We start from the raw sequence: 17,383 nt of genomic DNA on the forward strand, positions 1-17,383 counted from the left end.
CGCCCCGCCATGCCCGCTGACCGTCCGCACGCCGCCCCGCCACCCGCCCCGGCGCCCCCCGCCCCGGTGCCTCCCGCCCCGGTGCCTCCGGCCGGGCGCCCGACCGGCCCGCCCGACCGGCGCCGCCGCGCCCGGCTGCTCGTCCCGCTCGCGCTGCTGATCGTCTGGCTCGGCCTCGGCGGCGCCTTCGGCTCCTACGCGGGCCGGCTCGGCGAGGTCGCGACCAACGACCGGGCCGCCTTCCTGCCCCGCAGCGCCGAGTCCACCGAGGCCGCCCGGCTCGGCGCCGACTTCCGGGCCGACAACGCGCTGCCCGTGATCATCGTCTGGGAGAGCCGCGGCGGCCCGATCGACGGAACCGGCCGCGCCGCCGCCGAACAGGCCCTGCGGGCCGCAGCCGCCCTGCCCGGCGCCACCGGACGGGTCTCACCCGCCCTGCCCGCCGCCGACGGACAGGCCCTCCAGGGCGTCGTCCAACTGCGCGCCGACCTCGGCCGGAAGACCGGCGACGCCGTGCGCGCCGTCCGCGAACTCGCCGAACAGGTCCCCGGCACCACCGTCGGCCTGGCCGGACCCGCCGCGATCGCGGCCGACCTCGGCGGCGCGTTCGCCGGCATCGACGGCCTGCTGCTCGGCGTCGCCCTCGGCGTCGTCCTGCTCATCCTGCTCGCCGTCTACCGCGCCGTCCTGCTGCCGCTGCTGGTGATCCTCGGCGCCGTCTTCGCGCTCGGCATCGCCTGCGCCCTGGTCTACCTGCTCGCCGACCACGGCCTGGTCACCGTGGACGGCCAGGTCCAGGGGCTGCTGTCGATCCTCGTCATCGGCGCCGCCACCGACTACGGCCTGCTGCTCTCCGCCCGCTTCCGCGAGGAACTCCACCTGCACGGCGACCGGTTCGCCGCGATGCGCACCGCCTGGCGGCACTCCGTCGAACCGATCGCCGCCTCCGGCGCCACCGTCGCCCTCGGCCTGCTCGTCCTGCTGCTCTCCGACCTCACCAACAACCGCGCCCTCGGCCCGGTCGGCGCGATCGGGATCGCCTGCGCCGTGCTCTCCGCGCTCACCTTCCTGCCCGCCGCACTGGTGCTGGCCGGCCGGGCCGCCTACTGGCCGGCCCGCCCCGCCGCCGACGGACGGACCCCGGTGCACGCCGTCTGGGCCCGGGTGGCCGAACTCGTCGCCCGCCGCCCGCGCGCCCTGTGGGCGGGGAGCCTGCTCGTCCTGGCGGCGCTCGCCGCCCTCGCCCCGACCCTGGACGCCGGCGGCGTCCCGCAGAGCGAACTCTTCGTCAAGACCCAGCCCTCGGCGGCCGGGCAGCGGCTGCTCTCCGCGCACTTCCCCGGCGGCAGCGGCAACCCCGCCGTGATCATCGCCGCCGGCGACCGCGCGGCGCCCGTCACCGCCGCCGCTGCCGCGGTACCCGGGGTCGCCGCCGTCCGCGCCACCACCGCCGGGGCACCGGGCGCCGAGCCGCTGGTCGTGGACGGCCGGGTCCGGCTGGAGGCCACCCTCACCGACCCGGCCGACAGTGACGCGGCCGTCGCCACCGTCCACCGGCTGCGGGACGCGGTGCACGCCGTGCCCGGCGCGCGGGCGCTGGTCGGCGGCTACACCGCCCAGCAGGACGACACCCGGACCACGGCCGCCCACGACCGGCGCCTGATCACCCCGGTGGTGCTGCTCTGCGTGCTGGCCGTGCTGGTCCTGCTGCTGCGCTCCCTGGTGGCGCCGGTCCTGCTGGCCGCCACCGTCGCGCTCTCCTACCTCGCCACGCTCGGGGTCAGCGCGGTGGTGTTCCCGCACGTGTTCGGGTTCTCCGCGGTGGACCCCTCGGTGCCGCTGTACGGGTACGTGTTCCTGGTCGCGCTCGGGGTGGACTACAACATCTTCCTGATGACCAGGGTCCGGGAGGAGTCCCAGCGCCTCGGCACCCGTGAGGGGGTGCTGCGCGGGCTCACCGCCACCGGCGGGGTGATCACGTCGGCGGGTGTGGTGCTGGCCGCGACCTTCGCCGCGCTCGGGGTGATCCCGCTGGCCTTCCTCGCCCAGATCGCCTTCATCGTGGCGTTCGGGGTGCTGCTGGACACCCTGCTGGTCCGTTCGCTGCTGGTGCCCGCGCTGGTCCGGGACCTCGGCGACCGGGTCTGGTGGCCCGCCGGGACCGGCCGCGGCGCTCCGCGGGCGGCGGCTTCGGCTTCCGCGTCGGCGTCAGCGTCGGCGGAAGCCGGGCCGGGCACCGGGGGATGACCGGCGGGGCAGTGGCGCGGCGCCGTTAGGCTGAACGGGTTGGATCGACGCCGTACGCGACCGGAGAGAACACGCCTTGTCCGAGCAGGGGGAGCAGCAGGAGCAGCAGGAGCACGACCAGTGGCGGGTACCGCCCGGCGGACCGGCGCTCGGCCGGCTGCTCCAGGACCTCGCCTCCGAGATGCACCTGCTCGGCCACGGCTTCGCCGGCGCCAGCGGCCTGCACACCACGGACGTCCAGGCGCTGCTCGCGATCATGCGGGCCGCCCCGGAGCCGGGCGGGTCCGGCAGCGGGGGGACCACGCCCGGGCGGCTGGGCGAGGAACTGGGCCTCTCCTCGGGCGCCGTCACCGCCGTGCTGGACCGGCTGGAGCGGGCCGGGCACATCCGCCGCAGCCGGGACACCGCCGACCGGCGCCTGGTCCTGGTGCACTATCTGCCGGGCGCCGGCCGGATGGCGGCGGAGTGGTTCGCGCCGGTGGCCCGCCGGACCGAGACGGTGCGCGGCGAGTTCACCCCGGCCGAACTCGCCGCGGTGGCGCGCTTCCTCGGCCGGATCACCGGCGAACTGGCCGACCTGCGCCGGGCCCGCTGACCGGCGCGCCGCGCGCTGTGAGCCGTGGGCCGTCAGCCGTGCGCCTGAGCCCTGAGCCCTGAGCCCTGATCCCTGAGCCGCGCGCTGTGCGGCCGGATGCTCAGGCCGTGCCGCCCCCGGCACTTCCTCCGGCACTTCCTCCGGCACCTTCCCCGGCGTCTCCTCCGCCGCCGCGCGCGGCCTCCTCGGTGATCCGCCGGGCCATGCCGCCGAACACGACGGCGTGGAAGGGTGCCACCGACCACCAGTAGGCGTGCCCGGCCAGTCCGCGCGGGTGGAACAGCGCCCGCTGCCGGTATCGGGCGCCACCCGCGCCGTCCGGGGTGACGGTCAGCTCCAGCCAGGCCGGACCGGGCAGCCGCATCTCGGCGCGCAGCCGCAGCAGCCGTCCGGGTTCGAGTTCCTCCACCCGCCAGAAGTCGAGCGATTCGCCGACCCGCAGCCGTGCCGGGTCCCGCCGCCCGCGCCGCAGGCCGACCCCGCCGAGCAGCCGGTCCACCCATCCGCGCACCGCCCAGCCGAGCGGGAAGGAGTACCAGCCGTTGTCGCCGCCGATCGCCTCCACCACCCGCCACAGCGCGGCCGGGTCGACGTCCACCCGCAGCTCCCTGACGTCCTGGTAGAGGCTGCCGCCGGCCCAGTCCGGATCGGTGGGAAGCGGGTCGCTTGGGGTGCCGGGCAGTGAGGCGGAGGACCACCGGGTGGCGACGTCCGCGTCCCCGATCCGCCGCAGCGCCAGCCGGACGGCGTCGTCGAAGCCGACGGCGCCGCCCGGCGGGTCGGGCAGGAGGCGGTCGAGGTCGTGCTCGGTGCGGACCACCTCGTACCGCAGCGACTCCACCAGGGGCCGCGCGATCGACCCGGGCACCGGGGTGACCAGGCCGACCCAGAGGCTGGAGAGCCGGGGCGTGAGGACCGGCACGGCGAGGATCAGCCGGCGCGGCAGTCCGGCCACCGCCGCGTAGCGCTCCATCATCCGGCGGTAGGTCAGCACCTCGGGGCCGCCGATGTCGAAGGCGCGGTCGAGTTCGGGCGGCAGCGTGGCGGCCCCGACCAGCAGTCGCAGCACGTCGCGGACGGCGATCGGCTGGATCCGGGTGTCCACCCAGCGCGGGGTCACCATCACCGGGAGACGTTCGGTGAGGTGGCGCAGCATCTCGAAGGACGCCGAGCCGGAGCCGATGATCACCGCGGCCCGCAGTTCCGCGGTCGGCACGCCGCTCGCCCGCAGGACCCGGCCGACCTCGACCCGTGAACGCAGGTGCGGCGAGAGCCGCTCGGCCGGGACTCCGGCGGGGGCGAGGCCGCCCAGGTAGACGATCCGGCGCACCCCGGCCAGTGCCGCCGCCCGCCCGAACGCCCCGGCGGCGGCCCGGTCGGTGGCCTCGAAGTCCGGGCCGGTGCCGAGCGAGTGCACCAGGTAGTAGGCGACGTCGACGTCCGCGAAGGCGTCGGTGAGGCTCTCGGGGCGGGTGACGTCCCCGGTGACCACCTCGACCCGGCTCCGCCAGGGGTGGTCCCGCAGCCGGTCCGGGGCACGGACCAGGCAGCGTACGGTGTGGCCGGCGTCGAGCAGGACCGGCACCAGCCGCCCGCCGATGTAGCCGGTGGCCCCGGTGACCAGGCAGCGCAGCGGTCCGGGGGCGGGCCGGCCGTCGGGTCGGCTGTCGGGCCGGTCGACGGGCCGGCCGACGGCTCGGTCGTCGTGCTGGTCGTCGGGGCTGGAGGGTGCGGTCACGGTGGCTCCCGGTGGCGGCGGTGGGCGGGCGGCGGTGGCCGGTGGGCGGCCCGGCCGGAAGGCGTACCCGCGCCGCCGGTGTCGCGCGCACCCCCGATCGGCCGCTCCGCCTCCCGTCCGGCCCACCGGTACGGGGGCGGGCACCGGGCCGGGCACCGCGCGCTGCGGTGTCCGGCCGGTAAACGCGGTGTTCGCGGCCAGGGGCCGTTGGTCCCCGTGATTCAGCCCCTTGGCCCCTGGCGGATCGGCCGGTCGGGGGAGATGCTCCAGGTACAGCCGACCGGACGACGGACGTCCGGCCGGACGGTGCTCGCGGACGAGGTGAACCGGCGTGCGGCATGCGACCGTCGAATCAGTGATGACCAGTCCCGTGGTCCGGGTGATGCCCGAGACCGGCTTCCGGGAGATCGTCGCGCTACTGGCCGAGTACGACATCACCGGCGTGCCGGTGGTGGACGACGACGGCCGGCCGCTCGGCATCGTCTCGGAGGCGGACCTGCTGCTCACCCTGGCGGCCCAGGAGGACCAGGGCAGTCTGATGCCACCGCCCGGCGCCGCCAGGCCCGGTCCGGACGGCACGGTCACCGCCGCCGAGCTGATGAGCGGGCCGGTCGTCTGCATCACCCCGTCGACCAGCGTCGTCGCGGCGGCCCGGTTGATGAGTCGGCACGGGGTGAAGCGGCTGCCGGTGCTGGACGAGGACGGCCGGGTCTTCGCCATGGTCAGCCGGGGGGACCTGCTCCGGGTCTTCCTCCGCGAGGACCGGGTGATCCGCCGGGAGATCGTCGAGGAGGTGCTCGGCCGGGTCGAGGGCGTGAGCCCGGCCCTGGTCGGCGTCGAGGTCGACCAGGGGCGGGTGGTGCTCAGCGGCACGGTGCCGGAGCCGCACCTCGTCCCGATCGTGCTGAACCTCTGCCGCTCGGTGGACGGCGTGGTGTCGGTGACCGACCGGCTGAGCGCCGACACCTTCGGCGGTCTGGGCCCGGAGGACGACTCCCCGGGCGGCGCCGACGGAGCCGGCAGTGGAGCCGGCAGTGGAGTCGGCGCCCATGGGGCCGGCGCGCATGGGGCCGCAGAGGGCCCTGGGGGAGGCACCGGAGGGCGGGGGGCCGACGGTTGGGCCGGGGGCGCGCGCAACGGCGGCGCGCGCTGGAGCGAGGCGCCTGCGCCGGTCCGCTGACCCGGTACGCCCGCGCGTGCCGTCCGTCGCCGCTCCGTTCGACCGGGAATCGGCTGGATCCGGAGCGTCCGCTTCGAATACTGCGCTGCGTATCGGGTATATCACCCTGCGTGTGCGGTGGTAGCGGGCCGCCGCGCCGCCGGTGACCGGGGAGGCAGCCGTGGCCGTCGTGTTCGACGCGGACTTCACATCGACCAGCCAGTGGATCGCGGGGCGCAGCAGTGCCTATCCCCGGATGGGGCCGACCAACCGGGGGGACCACAAACTCGACTTCCTCAGCCGCGCGTACTGCCCCGGCGGCGTCCTCACCGCCGTCCGGCGTCACGGCGGCGACCTTTGGACGTGCAATCTGCTGACCACCGAGGGCAGCCCCGAGGGCTTCCAGGTCCGCACCGGAGACGTGCTGAGCGCGCGCATCACCCTGCCCCGCGAGCTCGGCGCCTGGCCGGCGATCTGGACCTGGCGGGACGGCGGCAACGAGATCGACGTCTTCGAGTACCACCCCGACAACCCGGATCTGCTGGAGATCTCCAACCACGTCCGGGGCGGCTACCGCTACTGGCACGGCGCCGAGGCCGGTATAGCCCCCGGCGTGACCTTCGACCTGCGGACGGTCTTCGGCGCCCAGTCGGTCGACTGGTTCGTCGACGGCACCCTGATCCACGCGGACCGGCGGGGTGTGGGTACGGACTGGCACGCCTTCCTGATCGTCAACCTGTCCGTGGCGGACGGCACCTACCACGACCGGCCGCCGATCTTCGGGTCCGACCTGCTCAGCTGGACCTGCCACAGCCTGCGGGTCGAGCGGGAAGGTCCGGACGGCGCGTGAGGCGCGTGACCGGAGTCCGCCGGCCCGGTCCGGGAGGCACGCGCTACGGCGGGAACATCGCGGTCACCAGGCCGCGCGGTCCGGAGCGCTGGAACCAGACCGTGCGTCGGCGCGGGCCGATGTACGCGGGGTGGGTCACGTAGAGGTCGTCGCGCGGCGCGGTCTCGTTGCCGGGTGCGAGGGCGGCGTCCACCGCGTCGGCCGCGATGGTGCGGAGCAGGGCGTGGGCCGTGGCCGCCGCGGCGTCGGGGGAGATGGCCAGTGCGGTGAGCTCGTACCAGAGCGCCGTCGAGACGTAGCCGATGGTGGAGTGTCCCAGTGCCGGGTGCGGGCGGTGGTCCGCGTAGCGGAGCAGCACCCCGACCGCGACGAGGCGCTCGCGGTCGTCGGCCGGCGGGTGGTGGTTCATGGGGCGAACGCTACCCGGCCGGGTGCGGGACGGTCCGGCCTCGGAGCCTTTCCCGGTCCGGCGGTCTCCCGGCGGCGTATGCTCGGCGGCCCTCCTGAGGTCTCCGATCTCCCGCTCGCCCCGTGGGTCGGCGGGGCGGGCCCTCCTCACGCCACTTCGACGCGCCGGGGCGCACGATGGTGGTGAGGCGCCGAACGCTCCGGGGCGGGCCGTTGGTCATGGCGGCCACCCATGGACCGGGGTGGTGAGGAGGTCGTGATGAGGCACTGGAACGGACATGGCTACGGCCATGGTGTCGGGCCCTGGGGTCTGGGCCTGTTCGCGCTGGGACTGTTGCTGGCCGTGGTGGCGCTGGTGGTCGTCGCGGTGCTCCTGAACCGCAGGTCGCGGGTCGCCGGTCCGCCGCCGCCCAAGGGCGTGTGGGGCGGGGGTCCGGCGGGCCCCGGTGGTCCGGCGGGCGGAATGCCGCCGGCCTGGCCGGCGGCCGAGCAGGTCCTGGCGGAGCGATTCGCGCGCGGCGAGATCGACGCGGAGGAGTACTGGCATCGCCTGGATGTCCTGCGGGGGTCCGGCGGGTCGCCAGGAGCCGGTCCGCCGGCCATGCCGTCGGACCAGCCCCCACCCCCGTTCCCGCCGCCGCCGTCCGGCCCGCCGTCCCGTCCCTCGCCCCCGCCGCCCGCTGGATCCGGCCGACACGACGGTGCCCCGCCACGCGACCGCGTGACGGGGCACCGTCGGTGGTCGGGGCCGGTCACGGCCCGACCTGTGACTGCTCGACCCTGTGACTGCTCGACCCTGTGACTACCCGACCTTGTGACTACCTGGCCCTGTGACTACCTGGCCCTGTGACAGTCCGACCCTGTGACTACTCGACGACGAGCTCGACCGGGATGTTGCCGCGGGTGGCGCGGGAGTACGGGCACACCTCGTGGGCCTTCTTCACCAGGAGCTGGCCGGTCTCGCCCGCGAGCGCCTCGGGCAGCTCGACCCGCAGCACCACCGCGAGGCCGAAGCCCTCGGCGTCCTTGCCGATCGACACCTCGGCGGTCACCGAGATCTCGCCGGTGTCCACCTTGGCCTGCCGGCCGACCAGGCCCAGCGCGCTGGCGAAACAGGCGGCGTAGCCGGCGGCGAACAACTGCTCGGGGTTGGTGCCCTGACCGCTGCCGCCGAGGCCGGGCGGCATCGCCAGCGCGAGGTCCAGCTGACCGTCGGAGCTGACGGTGCGGCCCTCCCGGCCGTTGGCGGTGGCGACTGCGGTGTAGAGCGCGTCCATGGTGCGTTCCCTTCCGTCCTGCGTACGAAGTGGTGGTCCGGCGGCCCGCTCGGCCCGCCTTCCGAAAACAAGTAGAGCACGCGATTCAGTTGCGCGCAACTGAATCGTGCACATGTCTTCGCTACCATGGACCCATGACCGTGCTGCCCGACCTTCCCGACGATGCCGACCTGCTCCTCCTGGACCGACAGATCTGCTTCTCGCTGAACGCGGCTTCCCGCGCTTTCGGCGGTGTCTACCGGGTGTTGCTCAAGGACCTCGGCCTGACCTATCCGCAGTACCTGGTGATGCTCGTGCTCTGGGAGCACGGCGAACTGCCGGTGAAACGGATCGGCGAACACCTCCGACTGGACTCGGGGACCCTCTCCCCGCTGCTCAAGCGACTGGAGGCGGCCGGCCTGGTGCATCGGAAGCGCAGCCCGGAGGACGAGCGCTCGGTCACCGTCAGCCTCACCGGTGAGGGCTCCGCGATGCGCGAGCGCGCCGGACAGGTGCCGCGCCGACTGCTGGTCGCGACCGGGCTCCCGGTCGAGCAGCTCGCCACCCTGAGGGTGCTGCTGGACCAGGTCACCGAGGCCCTCGACACCGCCGTGCCGGGCCTCGCCGCCGAGGGCTGACGCCCGCGGCCGGGGCATCCCGCTTCTTCGCGCCCCGGCCGGGCACCGCGCGGTGCGGTGCCCGGCCGGGGACGTGTGCCGGTCAGGTCAGGTCAGGTTCGGTCAGGTTCGGTTCGGGCCTGTTCAGTGCGAGCGGGTCGGCCGGGTCAGCCGTCGGTGCGCTCGTTCAGGCAGAGGATGTTTCCTTCGCTGTCCTTGAACCAGGCCGCGCGCATGCCCTCTTCCTCGACGACGCCGTCGACCGTCTTCAGGCCTGGCATGTCGTACTCCTCGAACACGACGCCCTTGCCGCGCAGCCCGGCCATCTCCGCGTCCAGGTCGGAGACTTTGAAACTGGCCAGGGTGTGGGCGGCCTGGCCGCCGCTGGGTGTCTCGTAGATGCCGAACTCGCTGCCTCCGCACTCGAACGTCAGATCGCCGTGCGGGCCGGCGTCCGTGAGCTTGAGGCCGAGGGTGTCGGTGTAGAAAGCCTTCGCCCGGGCCACGTCGGCGGCGGGAATGATCGCCACCAAGGGTGCGTCTCCAAGCATGCTGATCGCCTCCTCCTTCCCCCAGCCTAGGTACGTGGACCGGAATCCGGCCAGGCAGGAGCCCGGTCGGGACCGAGGTACCCCGTAGCGTGCCGAGGGCGTCACCGCATGTGGGGGATCCGTTCCAGCACACCGCCCGCGAAGACGTCGTACAGCGGCAGCGTCTCCAGGTGCACGTAGCCGATGTGGCAGTCGCAGACCGGCAGTGGGCAGGCCCGTGGGGCGAGCCGGGCCCGGTAGGAGCCGTCGTAGAGGTTGCCCAGCTCCTCGGGTACGAAGTGACAGCGGCGGACCGTGCCGTCGCCGTCCACCGAGACCACCGACTCGCCGGTGCGGCAGGCCCGGCCGGCGCTGGGGTGGGCGTGCCGGCTGTACCCGAAGTACGGATCGAGGGCGGTCCAGTCGGCCGCCTCGGCATCGGTGTAGGTGCGGCCCTCGGCGGCGTTGATCCACAGGTAGACCGCCGGGGACAGCTCGGCGCGCAGCCGCCGGGCCGCCGCGAGGTGCTCCGGCTGCCCCACCACGCCGACGCTGTACCGCACGCCGAGCGCGTCGAGTTCGCGGCACTTGGCGAGGAAGCGCTCGTGCTCGACCTGGCCGGGGTGGTAGGTGACCCAGAGCGCGAGGGTGCCGAGGTCCGCCTCGGCCAGCCAGCCGGTCCGGCAGCTGAGGTTGCTCTGGATCGCGACCCGCCGCACGTGCGGCAGCCGGCTCAACTCGACCATGGCCCGCCGGTACCAGGACCGAACCAGCCCCTCGCCCCAAGGGGTGAACAGCACCGAGAGGGTGTCCCCGGACCCGCCGCGTCCGGCCACCCAGCCGGTGAACCGCTCCAACGCGGCCCGGTCGGCCCGGAGTTGACCGGGCGTGTCGCGCCGCTTGGCGAACGGGCAGTACGGGCAGTCGTAGTCGCAGGAGGCCAGCGGGCCCCGGTAGAGCAGCCGGAGGTCGAGCGGCCCGGGCGGCGGGGACGGGCTGTCCGTCGCGGCCGTGGCGGGCTCCGGGGTCGGGGCGGGCCTCAGGACCGGTGCGGGCCTCGGGGTCGAGTGGGGCCCGGGCCCGGGCGCGGGCATGCCGAGGAAGGTCATTTCGCCTCGTACTCCGCCATCAGCGCGCGGACCTCGGGGGAGAACAGCATCGGGCCGACCGCGTCCGAGTGCGCCAGACCCTCGGGCGAGAGTCTGAGCCGCTCGGCGTGCTCGGCCTGAGTGGCCTGCTCGGCGATATCCGTGGGACCGGTCGCCGGGCCGCCCCCGCCGTGGGCGTCCTCCGCCAGCCAGCCGCGTGCGGCGAAGGCCGCGAACTCGGCCGGGAAGTCCTCGGCCGGGGTGCTGCCGAAGCGGTCCCGGTAGTCGGCGAGCGCCAGCCCCTCCGCCTGGAGCAGCGACTGCACGAGGTGCCGGCGCCGGGCCTCCGGCGGCGTCATCACCCGGCCCACCACCGCGCGGTCGAACAGCGGGGTCGCGACGTAGTCGTCGATGATACGGCGCACCTCCGTCGCATCCACCGCGTAGTCGAAGGAGTAGTGCAGACGGGAGGTGTAGGAGCGGGCACCGCAGCCTAGACCGACCATGCCGTCCGTCTGGCAGGCGTATTCGCTCACCCCGGCCTGCGGCGCGGCCGCCCGGCGGAACATCCGCATCGACACCTGCTCGTAGCCGTGGGCGAGCAGGTGGTCGCGGCCGGCCCGGTAGAGCGCGAGCCGCCGGGTGTCCCACTGGGCGGAGCTATCCACCTCCCCGCGCCGGGCCAGCCCGGTCAACGGCCGGACGTACAGCGGGTACAGGTACAGCTCCTCGGGCCGCCAGACGAGTGCGGCGTCCAGCGACCGGAGCCAACTCGCCTCCGTCTGGCCGTCGATGCCGTAGATCAGGTCGATGTTGAGGACCGGGAACCCGGCGTCGCGGATCCTGCCCAGCGCGGCCTCGACCTCGGCGCGCTTCTGCGGCCGGACGGCCGAGCGCGCCTCGGCGTCGACGAAGGACTGCACCCCCAGGCTCAGCCGCGTGGTGCCGCGCTCGGCCAGTACGGCGAGGCGGTCGGCGGTGGCCGTGGCGGGCGAGGCCTCGACCGAGAGCGGGATCGCCCGCAGGTCGGCGCCCATCCGGTGCTCGGCGATGTCGCAGAGCCGCTCCAGCTCGCCGGCGCTCAGATAGGTCGGGGTGCCGCCGCCGAACGCGGCCAGCGCGAACCCGGCCCCCTCGTCCAGTGCCGCGCGGACGGCGCCCGCCTGCCGGTCGAGGGCGTCCAGGTAGGCGGTGGTCAGTCCGTCCGGGCCGCCGATCCGGGTGAACAGGTTGCAGAAGCCGCAGCGCACTTCGCAGAACGGGATGTGCAGGTAGAGCGAGAGCGCGTGCTGCGACTCGCCCGCCCACAGCTCGCGCAGCGGCGGACGGTCCGGCAGCTCGCGGTACGCCGTCTTGTGCGGGTAGGCGTACACGTACGACTGGTACGGGGAGGAGCCCGCGGAGCCTCCGGGGAGGACGGCCGGCGCGGCGGGGGCGGTGGTCATGCGGTCTCCTCGACGGTCGGTGCGGGCAGTGTGGTCGGTGCGGGCAGTGCGGGCAGTGCGGTCGGTGCGGTCGGTGTGGTCGGTGCGGGCAGTGCGGTCGAGGTGGTCGGCGCGGGCAGCGTGAAGTGGGCGTACGGCACCGTCCAGACCACCTCGTGGCCGATCCGGTGGCCGGTGTAGCCGTCCTCCCCATAGGCGGTCCCGTGGTCCGAGCAGACGATCGCGAAGCACGGCCGGCGCGCGCTCATCGCCGTGAACAGTCGGCCGATGTGGGCGTCCACGTACTCCAGCGCGGCGGCGTGGCTCTCCCTGCTGTCGCCGTGCTCGCGGGTCGCGCCGGGCAGGTGGAACCAGTTCGGCTGGTGCAGTGCCGGGACGTTGACGAACAGGAACAGCGGCTGCCCGGCGGGCTGCTCGGCCGCCACCCGCTCGGCCCGGTCGACCTGTGCCTCGAAGGACGTCGGCGAGGGGACGCCCATCTCCGGCGCCCAGTGGCTCTCCTGGAACAGACCCGGCAGCACCGAGCCCAGCGGACCCTGCTTGTTGAAGAAGCCGACACCGCCGATGCAGACCGTCCGGTAGCCGGCGGCGGCGAGCGCGCCCGGCAGGTCGGGGGCGTCGAACACCCAGGTGCGCGGCGCGGTGCTCTCCGACCCGGCGAACCGGGCGGCGAACAGCCGGGGGTGCGGCCCGCCGGGCGAGGCCGGGGTCGGCAGGAAGCCGGCCAGGATCGCCTGGTGGGCGGCGTAGGTGAAGCTGCCGGGGGAGTGCCGCCGCTCCCAGCGCCCGCCGGGAAGGCGGGCGGCCAAATGCGGGATCCGCCCGGCGGCGGCGAGTTCCTCGGCAACGTCGAAGCGCAGGGTGTCCAGGGTGACCAGCAACAGGTCGTGGCTGCCCACCACGGCGTTCATGTCGGGCTCGGCGGGAACCGGGGAGGTGCTCGGGGACGTGCTCGGGCCGGCGTTCGGGCCCGTGGTCGGGTTTGTGGTCGGATCGGTGGCGGCGGCGCGGTGGCTCATCAGGGCTGTTCCGTACGTGGGTGGTTCGGGTGCGTGGGGTGGGTCGAGTGTGTCGCCGGATCCGGCGCACCGGGCGGGGCCGCCGCCACGGGCGGGACGGCGCCGAGCGCGTCGAGCTGGGCGGCGTAGGTGTCGAGGCCCTCCGCCGGCCCGCCCGGCAGGCCGGTGAGCCGGGGCAGCAGGTCCCCGAAGGCGTTGACCTCGCCGACCACCGTGCGCCGCCAGGCGGCGGTCGGCAGGACGTCGACGCCGACCATCAGCGAGCCCGGGAAGCACGCGGCCGCCCGCTCCGCCGTCTCCAGGAGGTCCGGCCAGGCCGGTCCGGCGGCCTCCCGGGCCAGCTCCAGGCTGCCCCGGGCACCGCCGAGGTGGAGGTTGGTCATCGGCAGGTCGCTGGTGCGGACCACCGCGTGGGTCACCCGCCCGGCGACGACCACGACCCGCAGGTCGGCCGAGCGGCCCGACTGGGAGGCCTTCGGCACCCACTGCTCGACGTGCAGGCCGTCCGGGGCGAGCCGGTCGACCAGCTCCGCCACCTGCCGTTCCTCCTGGTACCGGCGGACCCGCAGCGAATTGTGCATCCGGCCGTCGGCGAGTTCCACCGAGGTGGTGGCCCGCAGCTGGCCGCGCGGCCCGAACTCCAGCGCCACCACGCCCGAGGCGGAGGAGCCGTGGGACGGTTTGACGAAGACCCGGCGCAGCCCGGCGGCGTCCAGCCGCGCCCTGAGGTCCTCCCAGCCGGTGACGGCGCCGCCCGCCAGGGCACGCGGCACCGGGACTCCGGCCGCCGACAGCAGGGCGTGCGTCCGCCGCTTGTCGAACATCACGGCGATCTCCTCCGGATCACCGAGCAGCCCGACCCCCGGAGTCGCGGCCAGCGTGCGCAGCGCGGCCGTCACCCCGGCGTACCAGGCCGCGCCGCCCTCGACCCGGGTCGGCGCGTAGCCCGCGCCGAGCACCGGGCCGCGCAGCAGCGCGTCCACCGCTTCGTCCTCGCCCGGGGACTCGATCCGCAGCACGGTACCCGGGGCCGGTCGATGGGTGCCGCGCAGCAGATCGATCCAGGGCAGGACGGCGGGCTCGGGCAGCCCGGCGGCCCGCGCGGCGGCCGCGAACAGCGTCACCCGCCGGTGGCCGGGATTGCCGAGCACGGTCAGCAGCCCGCCCGGCGGGAGCCGGTGCCCCGACCGGGCCGGAGCCTGGCCGGCGGCCCACGGGGTCGTCAGCATCGGCCCGCGCCTACTCGGAGACCTCGACGTAGCGCCACTCGCCGTCCTCCTCGTCCTCCTCGGCGTCGGAGAGGTCGACGTCCACGCCCGGCAGGGCCTCCCGGACCCGCTGCTGCATGGCCTCGCTGAGGTAGTGGTGGTGCAGGTCGAGGCTCTTGAGGTGGGTGAGCGGCTGGCCGTCCAGCAGCGCGGCCGCGCCCTCGTCGCTCAGCACGCCCATCGACAGGCTCAGCGTGCCCAGCTGCGCCACCACGGGGGCGTGCGCGACGGCGGCGGCGATCTCGTCCTGGAACTCGCTGTTCTGCAGGCCGAGGTGGCGCAGCGCCGGCAGCCGGGTGCCGGTCAGCAGCGGCGCGACGTCGTCGATCGTCGCGTCGCCGCCGTACTCGTCGACGCCGAACCACAGCTCGAGGCTCTCCAGGGCGGGCAGCTCGCTCGCGGCGACCCCCCGGACCACCTCGGCCGGCAGCCCGCCGGTCTCGATCCGCAGGCGGGTCAGCCGCTCGTGCCGGAAGGGTTCGAGCCGCAGCCCGTTGCCACCGCGCACCACCAGGTCGGTCAGCGCCGGGAACGCCGTCAGGACCGGGGTGACGTCGGACATCTCCAGCCAGGAGATCTCGCAGTCCTCGTACGAGACGTCGCCGATGACCAGGCCCTCCAGGGCCGGGAACCGGTCGGCGTCGGCGAGGACCGTGGCGAGCGCCCCGGACACCGGGGTGTAGTCCTGGATCCACCAGGGGCCGAGGAGCAGCCCGCGGACGGTGGCCGGGTCGACGGCCTCCAGGAAGGCGGACCAGAGGGCGTCGAAACCGCCCTCCGCGCCGTACGCCACGGCGAGCCGCCAGGCGACGGTGCCCGGCTCCGGGAGTTCGACCCGGTCACTCCGGTTGCCCCGGTGGGGCTTGTCGACCGAGAAGTCGACGACCGGCAGGTGGAGGAAGCGGTCGACGGTGCTGGTGATGATCACGGGTGCCCCCTGGGCGGCGACTTCGGCGAGTGCGGGTAACGGTCGGACGGTGCGGACGGTGCGGGCGGTCGGCGGGCGGACTACTCGGCCACCGCCACGTACTGCCACTGGTCGTCGGGCTTGCCGGCCTCGGAGAGGTCGAGCTCGACCCCCGCCAGGACTTCGCGCAGTCGCTGCTGCATGGCCTCGGTGAGGTAGTGGTGGTGCAGGTCGAGGCTCCTGAGGTGGGTGAGCGGCTGGCCGTCCAGCAGCGCCGTCGCGCCCTCGTCGGTGAGCACGCCCATCGACAGGTTCAGCGACTCCAGCCGCGCCACCACGGGGGCGTGCGCGAGGGCGGCGGCGATCTCGTCCTGGAACTCGCTGTTCTGCAGGCCGAGGTGGCGCAGCGCGGGGAACCGGCCGCCGTCCAGGAACGGATCCAGATCGGCCGGGCGGGTCGTACCGCCGTACGCCTCCACACCGAGCCAGAACTCCAGCCGCTCCAGCGCGGGCAGCTCGCTCGCCGCGACCGCCCGCGGCACCGCCCCCGGGAGGCCGCCCGACTCGAAGCGCAGCGCCCGCAGGTGCTCGTGCCGCACCGGCTGGAGCGCCAGGCCCTCGCCGTCCGTGTACTCGCCGGAGGCGCCGCGCACCACCAGCTCGGTGAGCAGCGGGAAGGCCGTCAGCACCGGCGTCACGTCGACCATCTCGATCCAGGAGATCTCGTTCTCCTCGTACGTGATGTCGCCGATGAACAGCCCGCGCAGTGCGGGCAGCCGATCGGCCGCCGCCAGGAGGGCGGCCAGCGGTCCGGCGAAGCTCACCGGGCCGTCGTGCGACCACTCGCCGACGACCACGGCCGCGACCGAGGCGGAGTCCACCCGGTCGAGGAACTGCCCCCACCGGGCGGGCCAGTCCTGCTCGGAGTCGAACTCGATGCCGATCTTCCAGGCGACCGCGCCCGGTTCGGGCAGCTCGGCGCCCGCGTCGACGGCCGTGACGAAGTCGAAGACCGGCAGGCCGTGGAAGTCCTCGATGTGCTTGTTGACCGTCATGCGCTGCTCCTGGGGCGTCGGTGCGGGCCGAACAACTGTCTACCAGCCCGGACTGACAATCCCCCGGCCGGGTCGCCTCCGCACAGCCTCCGGACCGCCTCCGGGCCGCATTCAGGGCAGTCTCCGGACCGTCCCCGGGGAAGCGCCGGGTCAGCGGTAGGTAGGCGGCGGGCCGGGGCGGTCGGCGGTCGGTGCGTGGTCGACTGACACGGCATCTCTCCAGAAGCCTCACAGGGAGGCATGGCACCCGCCCGGTCCGCTGCCTAGGCTCCGCATGTGCACGACGATGTGCGCGGCCGGCGGCGAAGGACGGCGACCGGTGTGAACCCGCCGTCCGGCAGCACTGGGAAGATCCTATGAACTACTGCGCGCCCTGCCGCCGTCATCTGAACGGCGCTCTGGCCTGCCCCGGCTGCGGGGCGCCCGCGACCGGCCCGGACCGTCCGGCGCCGACCGGCCCCGGGGCCGGGGCGTCCGCGCCTCCGCTGCCGGAACCGGTGGGAGCGGCGGGAGCGGCGGGGCCGTCCGCGCCCGGTGGCGGCCCGGTCGCCGGCCGTCCGGGCGCCCGGCGGACGGCGCGGCGGACCCGGCGGATGCGGCGGCGGCCGGGGCGGATCGTGGTGTCCGTGCTCGGTGCGGCGGCGCTGGGGCTCGGGGCGGCGACGCTGGTGGCGAACGGCTCCGAAGGCGTGCCGGTCGAGGCGGCTGCGCCGGCCCCGGTCACCACCGGTGCGCCGGGAGGCAATTCCGCTCCGGGGCCGACGGTGTCCACGGCTCCGGCGGTGACGGCTCCGGCTCCGGGCCCGTCGACCACCCGGCCTTCCGCGAGCAGGACGGCGTCCGCGCCCGCCCCGGGCTCGCCCTCGGGCTCCGGCCCCGCCGCTTCGTCGCCCTCGGCCGGCAAGGGCGGTGGGACCACGGCGTCGGCCACCGGAGGCGCGCCGGACCAGGGAGCGCCCACGTCGGCGCAGCCCGTCCCGGCGGCGCCGGGCACCGCTGCGCCGACGGCGTCGCCCTCCGCGTCGGGCCCGCCCCCGTCGGCCGGCGGCTCGCCGTCGGGCACCGGCACGGGTACCGCTACCGCCACCAGCACCGCCACCGCCACACCGTCCGGTACGCCCTCCCCGCGGCCGACGCCCACCTGTACACCGTTCCTCTTCTGGTGCACCTGAGGGCGCCGAGACCCTGGCGGGGCGGGCGG

The 17,383-nt window shown here is 75.1% G+C and carries 16 protein-coding genes; 5 read left to right on the forward strand and 11 right to left on the reverse strand.

The annotated features are described in order from the left end of the window. Window positions 1–9 precede the first annotated feature (9 nt). Window positions 10–2,247 carry an MMPL family transporter gene (locus SM793_RS24030; protein ID WP_320440358.1) on the forward strand — a complete coding sequence of 746 codons (2,238 nt, stop codon included), beginning with the start codon at window positions 10–12 and terminating at the stop codon, window positions 2,245–2,247. Between the two features lie 76 nt (window positions 2,248–2,323). Then, the gene (locus SM793_RS24035; RefSeq protein ID WP_320440359.1) at window positions 2,324–2,842 is read left to right on the forward strand and encodes a MarR family winged helix-turn-helix transcriptional regulator; all 519 of its coding nucleotides are present in this window, start codon (window positions 2,324–2,326) and stop codon (window positions 2,840–2,842) included. A gap of 100 nt (window positions 2,843–2,942) precedes the next feature. Here the strand turns inward: SM793_RS24035 and SM793_RS24040 are convergent, their stop codons facing one another. Next, window positions 2,943–4,475 (reverse strand): SDR family oxidoreductase, encoded by a 1,533-nt coding sequence (locus tag SM793_RS24040; RefSeq protein ID WP_320440395.1) that lies wholly within the window; start codon window positions 4,473–4,475, stop codon window positions 2,943–2,945. Window positions 4,476–4,938: 463 nt separating this feature from the next. Here SM793_RS24040 and SM793_RS24045 point away from each other — a divergent pair, with 463 nt between their 5' ends. Both SM793_RS24045 and SM793_RS24050 read left to right on the forward strand, forming a co-directional pair. Continuing rightward, window positions 4,939–5,760, forward strand: a complete 822-nt coding sequence (locus SM793_RS24045; protein WP_320440360.1) for a CBS domain-containing protein — start codon at window positions 4,939–4,941, stop codon at window positions 5,758–5,760. A gap of 160 nt (window positions 5,761–5,920) precedes the next feature. Continuing rightward, window positions 5,921–6,589, forward strand: a complete 669-nt coding sequence (locus SM793_RS24050; RefSeq protein ID WP_320440361.1) for a family 16 glycosylhydrolase — start codon at window positions 5,921–5,923, stop codon at window positions 6,587–6,589. Between the two features lie 43 nt (window positions 6,590–6,632). Here SM793_RS24050 and SM793_RS24055 read toward each other — a convergent pair whose 3' ends face one another. Both SM793_RS24055 and SM793_RS24065 read right to left on the reverse strand, forming a co-directional pair. Beyond that, window positions 6,633–6,998 (reverse strand): hypothetical protein, encoded by a 366-nt coding sequence (locus SM793_RS24055; RefSeq protein WP_320440362.1) that lies wholly within the window; start codon window positions 6,996–6,998, stop codon window positions 6,633–6,635. A gap of 865 nt (window positions 6,999–7,863) precedes the next feature. Next, window positions 7,864–8,274, reverse strand: a complete 411-nt coding sequence (locus SM793_RS24065; protein ID WP_030393124.1) for an organic hydroperoxide resistance protein — start codon at window positions 8,272–8,274, stop codon at window positions 7,864–7,866. 134 nt (window positions 8,275–8,408) lie between these two features. On the opposite strand from SM793_RS24065, the gene SM793_RS24070 reads away from it, so the two are divergent. Further along, window positions 8,409–8,891, forward strand: a complete 483-nt coding sequence (locus tag SM793_RS24070) for a MarR family winged helix-turn-helix transcriptional regulator (RefSeq protein WP_043475867.1) — start codon at window positions 8,409–8,411, stop codon at window positions 8,889–8,891. Between the two features lie 146 nt (window positions 8,892–9,037). Here SM793_RS24070 and SM793_RS24075 read toward each other — a convergent pair whose 3' ends face one another. The 8 genes from SM793_RS24075 to SM793_RS24110 form a co-directional block, all read right to left on the reverse strand. After that, a complete protein-coding gene (locus SM793_RS24075; protein WP_320440363.1) occupies window positions 9,038–9,421 on the reverse strand; it encodes a VOC family protein in 384 nt (127 codons plus the stop codon). A gap of 101 nt (window positions 9,422–9,522) precedes the next feature. Further along, a complete protein-coding gene (locus SM793_RS24080) occupies window positions 9,523–10,509 on the reverse strand; it encodes an STM4011 family radical SAM protein (RefSeq protein WP_320440364.1) in 987 nt (328 codons plus the stop codon). Continuing rightward, window positions 10,506–11,933, reverse strand: coding sequence for an STM4012 family radical SAM protein (locus tag SM793_RS24085; RefSeq protein WP_320440365.1), 1,428 nt, complete (start codon window positions 11,931–11,933; stop codon window positions 10,506–10,508). The genes SM793_RS24080 and SM793_RS24085 overlap by 4 nt, the downstream gene beginning before the upstream one ends. After that, window positions 11,930–12,844 (reverse strand): STM4013/SEN3800 family hydrolase, encoded by a 915-nt coding sequence (locus SM793_RS24090; protein WP_320440397.1) that lies wholly within the window; start codon window positions 12,842–12,844, stop codon window positions 11,930–11,932. The genes SM793_RS24085 and SM793_RS24090 overlap by 4 nt, the downstream gene beginning before the upstream one ends. A gap of 107 nt (window positions 12,845–12,951) precedes the next feature. Then, window positions 12,952–14,181 (reverse strand): STM4014 family protein, encoded by a 1,230-nt coding sequence (locus SM793_RS24095; protein WP_320440366.1) that lies wholly within the window; start codon window positions 14,179–14,181, stop codon window positions 12,952–12,954. A 10-nt stretch (window positions 14,182–14,191) separates the two neighbouring features. Further along, window positions 14,192–15,148, reverse strand: coding sequence for an STM4015 family protein (locus tag SM793_RS24100; protein WP_413816024.1), 957 nt, complete (start codon window positions 15,146–15,148; stop codon window positions 14,192–14,194). 80 nt (window positions 15,149–15,228) lie between these two features. After that, the gene (locus tag SM793_RS24105; protein WP_320440367.1) at window positions 15,229–16,182 is read right to left on the reverse strand and encodes an STM4015 family protein; all 954 of its coding nucleotides are present in this window, start codon (window positions 16,180–16,182) and stop codon (window positions 15,229–15,231) included. A gap of 382 nt (window positions 16,183–16,564) precedes the next feature. Continuing rightward, the gene (locus tag SM793_RS24110; RefSeq protein WP_320440368.1) at window positions 16,565–17,323 is read right to left on the reverse strand and encodes a hypothetical protein; all 759 of its coding nucleotides are present in this window, start codon (window positions 17,321–17,323) and stop codon (window positions 16,565–16,567) included. Between the last annotated feature and the right edge of the window lie 60 nt (window positions 17,324–17,383).

This window comes from Kitasatospora purpeofusca (genome assembly GCF_034043715.1).
Taxonomy (GTDB): Bacteria; Actinomycetota; Actinomycetes; order Streptomycetales; family Streptomycetaceae; genus Kitasatospora; species Kitasatospora purpeofusca_A.